The sequence below is a fragment of the Alteromonas sp. IB21 genome (assembly GCF_016405965.1).
In the GTDB taxonomy this organism is placed as follows: domain Bacteria; phylum Pseudomonadota; class Gammaproteobacteria; order Enterobacterales; family Alteromonadaceae; genus Alteromonas.
Map to the genome: position 1 here is coordinate 183158 of NZ_JAEFCD010000004.1, position 7881 is coordinate 191038.

Below are 7881 nucleotides of genomic sequence, written 5' to 3' on the forward strand. Positions count from 1 at the left end.
ATGCGCCGGCAACTGCTATATCTAGGGTTGGCATTATTAGTTAGTACATGGGTAGCCGCCTGTGCGGGCCGCACAGCGCCTGCCCCTGTGGTTCTTTTAAATAGTCAAGTTGCAGATGGCAGCGAAGAGTACACCAAACCCACCTATAAAGTTAAACGCGGAGACACCCTATTTGCCGTTGCTTGGTATACGGGAAACGATTATCAGGATATAGCAAAATATAACGACTTATCAGCCCCTTACACTATTTTCCCAGGCCAGATATTGAAGTTATCGCCCACATCAAATACCGCCAAATCCCCCGCGCCTACGGCACACAAGACCAATCAGTCAACACATCCGACCACAGTAGATGTAGACAAAAGTTTGGTTGACCGCCCTTCACCGCAGGCGTATCGTAAAAGTGAAAAAATTGTTAACTCACAGAATGTTAAAACTGTCAAGAAGCCGCCAGGTGGTGTCAAAAAACAAGCACCAGCAAGTTTTCCAGACAAAGTTAAACAGTGGGTATGGCCCGCAAAAGGTAAGCTTGTCGGTACCTTTAGTAAGTCGGAGTCAGGTAACAAAGGAATTGATATCGCTGGTGCTAGAGGAAGTAAAGTTTTAGCAGCAGCAGATGGAAAAGTTGTTTATTCAGGAAGTGCACTTCGCGGTTACGGTAATCTGGTAATAATCAAACATACCGATACCTTTTTAAGTGCCTACGCTTATAACGACGCTATTTTAGTTAAAGAACGAGAATGGGTGTCTGCGGGGCAGCAAATTGCAACCATGGGTAACAGCGGCACAGATTCGGTAAAACTTCATTTTGAAGTTAGGTATAGAGGGAAATCATTAGACCCTATGAAATACCTGCCAACATTAAAATAATAAAAATAAATAATAATAATAAAGACAAAGGAGAAACGTCATAAGGTAAACCTTGTAGCAGGAGATTCACCATGGGTAAGTCAAATAAAGCCTTAGAATCAAAACCGCAAGATGACTTAGAAGTCATCGATATGCCAGCTGATATGAAAGCTGACGAAACCTTAATCAACGACGCTGAACTAGAAAATGACGACGCCATTTTCAGTCAGGATGACCAACCTAAAAACCTGGATGCCACACAGCTTTATCTAGGAGAGATTGGTTTTTCACCACTGCTAACCGCAGAAGAAGAAGTTTATTTTGCGCGCCGCTCACTGAAAGGCTGCGAAGCCTCTCGTAAACGAATGATTGTAAGCAACCTTCGCCTTGTTGTTAAGATTGCTCGCCGTTATAACAACCGTGGGTTGGCACTTCTAGATTTAATCGAAGAAGGCAACTTGGGTTTAATTCGTGCAGTCGAAAAGTTTGATCCTGAAAGGGGTTTTCGATTTTCAACGTACGCGACATGGTGGATACGCCAAACCATTGAACGTGCGATCATGAATCAAACACGCACCATCCGTTTGCCAATTCATGTCGTTAAAGAGTTAAATGTTTATTTACGTGCCTCACGCGAACTTTCTCAACAGCTTGACCACGAGCCAACTGCAGAAGAAATTGCAGCCGCACTTGATAAGCCTGTTGAAGACGTTACAAAGATGCTCCGTTTAAATGAACGTATCACATCAGTTGATACGCCAATTGGCGGAGAAAACGATAAAGCGCTACTAGACATTATTGCTGATGAAAAAGAGTTTAGCCCTGAAGAGAGCTTACAAGACTCCGATATAAAAAGTAATATCGTGAGTTGGCTTGAAGAACTCAATCCAAAGCAACGGGAAGTACTAGCACGACGTTTTGGACTTATGGGATATGAGCCGTCCACGCTGGAAGATGTCGGCGCAGAAATTGGCTTAACACGCGAACGTGTGCGTCAAATTCAAGTAGAAGCACTTCGTCGCCTTCGCGATATGCTAGGTCATCAGGGCCTCTCATTAGAGAACTTGTTTGACCAAGTGAAATAGCAACTAAGCACAATATAAAATGCCAGTGTTGTAAGGTTCTTAAGGGCCGTTTAACACTGGTATTTTTTTATGTAAAAGGTAAGCAAACCTGCCTGCCCCCCATCAATGCGTCTTCCACTCTTAGTCATTGCTAGGGTGAGAAACGCTTTTCTATCACTTTGATTTATGTGTGGGCTACCCCATACGATTTTATAAGATAGTAACGCTCACAACGTGTCCCTTTTAAGCTCTCGTTAACGTTACGAATGTATAAGCATGTGGGTTTTTTTCATCAGCGCTATGGTGTTCTTTTGATAGTTCATTCCAATTTGCTGATGCTTCGTAGTCTGGAAACTGAGTATCTCCCGCAACTTCAAGGTCAATGTGAGTTAAATACAAGGTGTCGGCTTTATCTAAGAAAGCTTGGTAGATGGTGCCACCGCCAATAACCATTATTTCTTCTACGTCATTGCTAAGCGCTTTAGCTACCTCGAAGGCTGATTCGGGTGAATCAACAACGGTTGCATCGGATAAGCTATAGTCTTTGTTACTCGTGATAACAATATTTGGCCTGCCAGGCAGTGCTTTACCGATAGACTCATACGTTTTGCGCCCCATGATCACCGCTTTACCAAGCGTAACGGATTTAAAGTGTTTTAAATCAGCCGGCAAATGCCACGGCATATCATTATCTGCACCAATAATTCTGTTTTTAGCCATTGCAGCAATCATTGCTATTTTCATTTTTCTACCTTCAGGCTGAATTCAATTTAACGCGTGGGCATTATAACAATATTGCCGATGAAAAGCGTCCGCTGTACTTTGCTCAAAGAACAATCGCGATTTGCATAAAAAAGCCCGCATTTGCTAGAGCAACTATGCGAGCTTTTTTGTTGTGCATTTTTTGAAATAAACGCAATGCAAGAACCTGACGAGCGCTGCTTAAAAACAGTACCTCATTGATAAATCGTTCTCAGCGACTGTTTCTCAGCGACTGTTTCTCAGCGACGATACTCAACTTCCACGTCATAATCGTCCTCATCCCAGTCGTCGTCATCGAGATCATCACCTAGGCCATCTTCAAACTCATCGTGTGCTTCAAGCGTATTCTTGTGATAAGTGTCCCATTTGAACTCTACTTCTTTCTTCTCTTCTTCTACTTCCATTTCAGCGGGAAGTGTTTCAATGAAGTTCATCACGTCGTTACAAAGCGGATCGAGATTTATTTTTTGAAACGCTGAGATCTGATAGACCGGACCTTTCCAATCTAGCGCGTCTACGACGTGCTGGCAGCGCTCTCCTGCTTCTTCTTCTAGTAGCAGATCTACCTTGTTAAATACTAACCAGCGAGGCTTTTCAGCCAGTTTAGGGCTGTATTTCTGTAGTTCTTCGATAATAGCCTTAGCGTTTTCCGCAGGATCTGTTTCGTCAACAGGGAAAATATCGACAACGTGAAGCAATATACGACAGCGCTCAAGGTGCTTCAAAAAGCGAATACCTAACCCAGCACCGTCTGCCGCACCTTCAATAAGCCCAGGGATGTCGGCTATAACGAAGCTGCGCTGTGAATCTTGACGAACCACGCCCAAATTAGGCACTAGCGTGGTAAACGGATAGTCAGCCACCTTAGGCTTAGCTGCCGATACAGAGCGGATAAAGGTTGATTTACCCGCGTTAGGCATACCAAGTAAACCTACATCGGCTAGAAGCATAAGTTCTAACTTAAGGTTGCGAATCTCACCCGGCGTACCATTCGTTTTTTGACGTGGTGCACGGTTAGTACTGCTTTTAAACCGCGCATTACCTAAACCGTGAAAACCACCTTGCGCCACTTTAAGCTTTTGACCGTGACGGGTTAAGTCGCCTAATACTTCGCCAGTATCGCTGTCAGTGGCACGCGTACCTACAGGCACCATAACAGTAAGGTCTTTACCTTTTTTACCAATACAGTTGCCGCCTTGGCCGTTTTGGCCACGCTCTGCGCGGTGAAAACGCTCGAAGCGATAATCGATCAATGTATTTAGGTTTTCATCGGCTTGTAAGAATACACTGCCGCCGTCACCACCGTCGCCACCATCCGGGCCACCTTTAGGTACGTATTTTTCCCTTCTAAAGCCAATTGTACCGTTGCCGCCGTCACCGGCTTCAACGCGAATTTCAGCTTCATCTACAAATTTCATTTATCACTCCGGGCTTTAATGCCGTGGGTTATTAACTTAATAATGCGAACACTAAGTTTACACCAAAATGCTCAATGACGCTTTCGTGTATGCTTAGTATTCTTAAAATCGAAAACTAAAACCTTGTATAGCGTGAATTCATTACTGAATTTAAACGCTATTAAATAAGAACAGAAAAAGAAAGAAAGGTTTCACAAAACAAAAAACCCCGCAAGCGCGGGGTTTTTCTAAGCCTGTTCGGCGAGAAGCTTTCGCGCTTACTCAGCTACGATGCTTACAAACTTACGGTTTTTCGGTCCTTTAACGTCGAACTGAACTTTACCGTCTTTTAGTGCAAACAACGTGTGGTCTTTACCGATACCCATGTTGTCACCAGCGTGGAAACGAGTACCACGTTGACGAACAATGATGTTACCAGCAAGAACAGATTCGCCACCAAAGCGCTTAACACCTAGGCGTTTACTCTCTGAATCACGACCGTTTTTGGTACTACCACCAGCTTTTTTGTGTGCCATGTGTTCGTGCTCCTATTATGCGTTGATACCAGTGATTTTCACTTCTGTGAACCACTGACGGTGACCCGCTTGCTTACGAGAGTGCTTACGACGACGGAACTTAACGATTTTTACTTTATCGCCACGACCGTGTGTAACAACCTCAGCAGTCACCTTACCACCAGCAACGATTGGTGTGCCGATTTTTACGTCGTCACCGTTGCTTACCATTAAAACTTTGTCAAATTCAACCGATTCACCTGGGGCTACTTCGATTTTTTCAAGACGAACGGTTTGGCCTTCGGCCACACGGTGTTGTTTACCGCCACTTTGGAAAACCGCGTACATAGTTAACTCCGCTCTGCGTCCACTGACGCTTCAATTCAAAAAACAGGGCGCGAATTGTACGTGAAACATCCGTAAATCACAAGCCCGATTCGCAGAAAAATAGATTATTTTTCCAACATGGAGCGAATTATGCCCCAATTGCTTATTTGATGCAGCTTCAAATGCGTATAATCGTTGAAAAAACACCAATTTTTTTGGAATCAAACCTAAATGTCGACAATCTAGAATTAAAATTCGACGCTTTCCCCGTTCTTTATTGGCAGAAATCGTAGAGCGGGGATCAAGGATCCCACTTCCAGATCGAGTAAAGATGAATCAAAAAAACAAGATCGATCTCTTCATGATCGTCCGTTGTGAGCACAACATTTCTCTACTGCTGTTGCCTCTTGCTACTGCAGGTTTTTCCGACTTCTTTTGACTTGGCGCTGAAACTGATCTTTGCAGTGCAGATTGCCCGAACCAGCACACCTGTTTTTAGTTTTCTTTGCAAAGTCATACTGCCTCATATTTTTAGTAATATGAGGCTTTTGCCAATAAAAACGTTGTAAAGACCTTAAAATTACAAAATACATTGAGTGTGCTCTCAAAGAACGTGCTTTGTAATTGAAATTAGAGAACTTGAATTTTTAAAAGACAGCGTGTTGGATGAGACGACTGCGCCAATCGTATTGCGAAAATTACACGTAAAAACGTTAAGCCGTCATTTTTTAAGACAATTTGGTGGATAGTACAAGTGATTAAGGTACAATCGCTATCAAATTATTGCCCAAGACGTAAGAGTAAGTATTTATTGCCATGCCTATGGATATAGATCAAATCCGCGCCCTGTCTAATGACGATATGCAGGCGGTCAACCAGCTGATTCAACAACAAGTCGACTCTGATGTTGCCCTTATTAATCAGCTTGGTTTTTACATTGTAAACAGTGGCGGCAAACGCTTACGCCCACTTCTTACCGTGTTGAGTGCGCGGGCGATGGGTATCGATAATAACGATCATCATACGCTAGCGGCTATTGTTGAATTTATTCATACCGCTACCCTGTTGCACGATGATGTGGTTGACGAGTCAACCATGCGAAGAGGTCGAGAGACAGCCAACGCTATTTTTGGTAACCAAGCGTCTGTTCTGGTAGGTGACTTCTTATATACTCGCTCTTTTCAAATGATGGTTAGCCTTAAGCGCATGCGCGTAATGGAAATATTGTCGGAAGCCACAAATCAAATTGCCGAAGGCGAAGTTCTACAATTAATGAACTGTAATGATGCGAGTACGACAGAGTCCCGTTACTTCGACGTCATTTATGGCAAAACAGCCCGCTTATTTGAGGCTGCTACTCAACTTGCTGCTGTGCTTACCGACCAAGATGAGCATATCGAGCGCGCCATGCTAGAGTACGGCAAGCACTTAGGTACCGCCTTCCAGCTAGCTGACGATATTCTCGACTACATGGCAGACAGTGAAGAAATGGGTAAGAATGCCGGTGATGATTTAGCTGAAGGCAAGCCAACGCTGCCTTTACTTTACGCCATGTGGCACGCGAAGAACGACGAAGATAAAGTACTGGTTCAAGAAGCCATCGAACAAAGTAACGGTTTGCCTCATTTAACGCGTATTCAAAGCATTATGGAAGAGACCGGTGCTTTAGATTACACACGCGAGTGTGCGCAAAAGGAAGTGCAAATGGCCATTGAAAGCTTAAATGCTATTAACGACTCTGACTACAAAGATGCGCTGATTGCGCTGGCGCATATTTCAATTGAGCGTACAAGCTAGTTATAAATAACTAATATGCGAAGGCGTGTTGCAACCAACACGCCTTCTGGGTTGGTGAAACCTAGATAAAATAAGAAATGTAAGCTTTTACATTTATTGGTACACAAAACGTTTCTGGTGCTCTGACAAGCCGCTTCAGTAAACATTCTTTCTGCATAAACTCATCATTGCAGCGCCGTTTACGCTACACCAATTTTCAAAAAGTTAGCCTTCAAGCATAAAGCCAATCATCCCCACTAAGAAACCAAGAATGCCACCAAGGGGCGGTAGCCAATGATTTTCCATCCGAATTTGCGGTGCGATATCTTGAAAAACCGAGTACAAAATACCACCAGCTGCAAATAGCATAATACCGCTCATCACCACGGGGAACTGCGCGAGATAATAAAACCCAAGCAGGCTAAACAGGGGCCCCAGTAGCGCCATGAGAATAAAGATAACAATGAGTTTCGTGCTCCGCTTCTTATTCTTAGGTAGCATTTCTCGATAGGCATTAAACCCTTCGGGTAAGTTTTGCACCGCAATTAGTAGACCTAATAACATAGTGCCGCCGCCCAGCGCCGCGGTAGTACCAAGAGCAATTGATTCGGGTACAAAGTCGCTAAGCATGGCGGCTAGCTGGCTGCCCGCAGTTTTCTTTTTGGCTAAATAAATATCAAGGACCATAAAAGCAAGAGCACCGCCAACAAAGCACAATATGGCGCTAAAGACTGATAAGTCTTTTATTCCTTCGGGCACAAGTACCAGACCCACCGCTGAAATAAGTGCGCCAGCGCCCAGGGCCAAAATTCCATGTCGCAGTTCTTTCTCTAACCACTTGGGCTGAATCCCCTTGTACGTGGCCAACATTGCGCCCGCAGGCATAGCAAGACCCGCTACCGTTGCCATGATGAGTAAACCTACAATGTCACCTTGTGGCATAAAGACTCCTTTCAACTATTTAAACTATCTACCGTTGTTTACTTATAACAGCATCAATGGTTTACATAAAAGATAACGTTAACGGCCAATTGCTCACGCAATGCGCCCAAGATGAAGACGCCACATCTCAGCTTTTTATTCAAGAAATGACTGCCATTACAAGCCATCGGCAATCATCAGAGACTTATCACTCTTATCACTCTTATCACTCTTATCACTCTTATCACTCTTATCACTCTTATCACTCTT

At 43.9% G+C, this 7881-nt stretch carries 9 protein-coding genes; 4 read left to right on the forward strand and 5 right to left on the reverse strand.

Annotated elements, in window-relative coordinates; all coding sequences use genetic code 11:
* Both JC525_RS04845 and rpoS read left to right on the forward strand, forming a co-directional pair.
* Complete coding sequence (locus JC525_RS04845; RefSeq protein ID WP_198814781.1) at nucleotides 1-870, forward strand: peptidoglycan DD-metalloendopeptidase family protein; 870 nt, start codon at nucleotides 1-3, stop codon at nucleotides 868-870.
* Between the two features lie 71 nt (nucleotides 871-941).
* Nucleotides 942-1934: an RNA polymerase sigma factor RpoS gene (gene rpoS, locus JC525_RS04850; protein WP_198814782.1), complete on the forward strand. Its 993-nt coding sequence runs from the start codon at nucleotides 942-944 to the stop codon at nucleotides 1932-1934.
* A 222-nt stretch (nucleotides 1935-2156) separates the two neighbouring features.
* Here rpoS and folA read toward each other — a convergent pair whose 3' ends face one another.
* The 4 genes from folA to rplU all read right to left on the reverse strand — a co-directional run bounded on the left by folA (nucleotide 2157) and on the right by rplU (nucleotide 4935).
* Nucleotides 2157-2645: a type 3 dihydrofolate reductase gene (gene folA, locus JC525_RS04855; RefSeq protein ID WP_198814801.1), complete on the reverse strand. Its 489-nt coding sequence runs from the start codon at nucleotides 2643-2645 to the stop codon at nucleotides 2157-2159.
* Between the two features lie 269 nt (nucleotides 2646-2914).
* Nucleotides 2915-4093 carry an Obg family GTPase CgtA gene (cgtA, locus tag JC525_RS04860; RefSeq protein WP_198814783.1) on the reverse strand — a complete coding sequence of 393 codons (1179 nt, stop codon included), beginning with the start codon at nucleotides 4091-4093 and terminating at the stop codon, nucleotides 2915-2917.
* 257 nt (nucleotides 4094-4350) lie between these two features.
* On the reverse strand, nucleotides 4351-4608 hold the full coding sequence (gene rpmA / locus JC525_RS04865) for a 50S ribosomal protein L27 (RefSeq protein WP_012517170.1): 258 nt from the start codon (nucleotides 4606-4608) through the stop codon (nucleotides 4351-4353).
* A gap of 15 nt (nucleotides 4609-4623) precedes the next feature.
* Nucleotides 4624-4935 (reverse strand): 50S ribosomal protein L21, encoded by a 312-nt coding sequence (gene rplU / locus JC525_RS04870; protein ID WP_105930829.1) that lies wholly within the window; start codon nucleotides 4933-4935, stop codon nucleotides 4624-4626.
* 801 nt (nucleotides 4936-5736) lie between these two features.
* Here rplU and ispB point away from each other — a divergent pair.
* Complete coding sequence (ispB, locus tag JC525_RS04875; RefSeq protein ID WP_198814784.1) at nucleotides 5737-6711, forward strand: octaprenyl diphosphate synthase; 975 nt, start codon at nucleotides 5737-5739, stop codon at nucleotides 6709-6711.
* 204 nt (nucleotides 6712-6915) lie between these two features.
* Here the strand turns inward: ispB and JC525_RS04880 are convergent, their stop codons facing one another.
* The gene (locus JC525_RS04880; protein ID WP_198814785.1) at nucleotides 6916-7632 is read right to left on the reverse strand and encodes a ZIP family metal transporter; all 717 of its coding nucleotides are present in this window, start codon (nucleotides 7630-7632) and stop codon (nucleotides 6916-6918) included.
* A gap of 56 nt (nucleotides 7633-7688) precedes the next feature.
* On the opposite strand from JC525_RS04880, the gene JC525_RS19840 reads away from it, so the two are divergent.
* On the forward strand, nucleotides 7689-7881 hold a 193-nt coding region (locus JC525_RS19840; protein WP_233094980.1), incomplete at its 3' end, for a hypothetical protein.